Source organism: Enterobacter sp. CM29, from assembly GCF_013179605.1.
Taxonomy (GTDB): Bacteria; Pseudomonadota; Gammaproteobacteria; order Enterobacterales; family Enterobacteriaceae; genus Enterobacter; species Enterobacter intestinihominis.
Genome location: NZ_JABMCU010000328.1, coordinates 1 through 1,980, shown reverse-complemented (window position 1 = coordinate 1,980; position 1,980 = coordinate 1). Strand labels below are relative to the sequence as shown.

The following is a 1,980-nucleotide window of genomic DNA, read 5'->3' as shown; positions in this document are numbered from 1 at the left end:
GATGCAGGATGATGGCATTCACCCCAATCGCGATGCCCAGCCGTTCATTGCCGACTGGATGGCAACCCGGCTGGCTCCTTTAGTAAAACATGACTCGTCAAACAGCTGAGAACCTGACAGGTAAAGTTATGCAAAAATCGGTCTTAATAACAGGATGTTCCAGCGGAATTGGCCTTGAAAGCGCCCTTGAACTGAAACGTCAGGGGTTTTGGGTGCTGGCAGCCTGCCGCAAACCCGAGGATGTCGAACGCATGCGAGGGCTGGGATTTACCGGCATTCTGCTGGATCTCGATTCGCCAGAGAGCGTGGAGCAGGCCGCCGATGAGGTTATCGCCCTGACCAGCAACCGGCTTTACGGCCTGTTCAACAATGCGGGCTATGGCGTATACGGCCCGCTACAGACCCTCTCACGGGAACAGCTGGAGCAGCAGTTCTCCGCAAACTTTTTTGGGGCGCATCAGCTCACCATGCGCCTTCTCCCCGCCATGCTGCCGCACGGCGAAGGGCGGATTGTCATGACCTCCTCGGTGATGGGCCTGATCTCCACGCCGGGACGCGGGGCTTACGCTGCCAGTAAATATGCGCTTGAAGCCTGGTCCGATGCGTTGCGCATGGAGCTGCGCCACAGCGGCATTAAGGTCAGCCTGATTGAACCGGGCCCCATCCGCACCCGCTTTACGGAAAACGTTAACCAGACGCAGGCGGACCAACCGGTCGAAAATCCCGGTATCGCGGCGCGTTTTACGCTTGGGCCAGAAGCCGTGGTTGCCAAAGTGCGCCACGCATTTGAGAGCGATACCCCTAAAATGCGCTATCCGGTCACGCTGGTGACCCATGCCGTCGGCTGGTTGAAACGCCTGCTGCCGGGGCGGATGATGGACAAAATTTTGCAGGGTTGAGTTGAAGCGACGACGCTTACCCCCATGTAAAGAGTAAACCGATAAAAGAGAATGCCGCATGTCCGTACAGAATATCGTCAACATAACTGAAGCTAACCTGCAACAGACACTCGAACAGTCAATGACTACACCGGTGCTGTTCTACTTCTGGTCTGAACGCAGCCAACACTGCCTGCAGCTGACGCCGGTCCTGGAAAGCCTTGCCGCGCAGTACAACGGTCAATTCATTCTGGCGAAGCTGGATTGTGACGCCGAACCGATGGTGGCTTCCCAGTTTGGCCTGCGTGCGATCCCAACCGTCTACCTGTTCCAGAACGGTCAGCCGGTGGATGGCTTCCAGGGGCCGCAGCCGGAAGAGGCGATCCGCGCCCTGCTGGATAAAGTCCTGCCGCGCGAAGAAGAGCTGAAAGCGCAGGAAGCCATGGCGCTGATGCAGGAAGGCAAGTACGACGAGGCGCTGCCGCTGTTAAAAGACGCGTGGCAGCTGTCGAACCAGAACAGCCAGATTGGTCTGCTGCTGGCAGAGACCCAGATTGCGCTGCACCGCCCCGAAGACGCGGAAGCCGTGCTGAAAACGGTGCCGATGCAGGATCAGGACACCCGCTATCAGGGCCTGGTGGCGCAGATTGACCTGCTGAAACAGGCGGCGGATACCCCTGAAATTCAGCAACTTCAGCAGCAGGTTGCGGACAACCCGGCGGATGCCGCGCTGGCAAGCCAGCTGGCGCTTCAGCTTCACCAGGTGGGGCGTAATGAAGAGGCGCTGGAGCTGCTGTTTAGTCACCTTCAGAAGGACCTGGGCGCCGCAGACGGTCAGGCGCGAAAGATGTTCCAGGAGATCCTGGCCGCGCTCGGCACCGGTGACGCGCTGGCGTCTAAGTATCGTCGTCAGCTGTACGCATTGCTTTACTAACAAAAATGCCCGGTGGCGCTAACGCTTGCCGGGCCTACAAAAGCCGATATTACCCCGTCTTTTTCAACTGCGTCACCACCAGCTGGTGGCGCGCGTTGTAAAACTTCCGATAGGTCAGATAGCAGGCAATAATCGTCGACAGGCTCGCCGTAGAGAGCAGCATAAACG

General features: G+C 58.1%; 2 protein-coding genes and 2 pseudogenes. 3 read left to right on the top strand and 1 reads right to left on the bottom strand.

The window, feature by feature from the left end; genetic code table 11:
* The 3 genes and pseudogenes from HP459_RS22660 to HP459_RS22650 form a co-directional block, all read left to right on the top strand.
* A pseudogene (locus HP459_RS22660) lies at positions 1–109 on the top strand (multifunctional acyl-CoA thioesterase I/protease I/lysophospholipase L1); the annotation flags it as partial.
* Complete coding sequence (locus tag HP459_RS22655) at positions 90–899, top strand: SDR family oxidoreductase (protein WP_096216772.1); 810 nt, start codon at positions 90–92, stop codon at positions 897–899. The pseudogene HP459_RS22660 and the gene HP459_RS22655, both read left to right, overlap by 20 nt.
* 58 nt (positions 900–957) lie before the next feature.
* Positions 958–1,812 (top strand): co-chaperone YbbN, encoded by an 855-nt coding sequence (locus HP459_RS22650; protein ID WP_022647291.1) that lies wholly within the window; start codon positions 958–960, stop codon positions 1,810–1,812.
* Positions 1,813–1,861: 49 nt separating this feature from the next.
* Here HP459_RS22650 and HP459_RS23640 read toward each other — a convergent pair.
* Positions 1,862–1,980: pseudogene (locus HP459_RS23640) on the bottom strand (hypothetical protein); the annotation flags it as partial.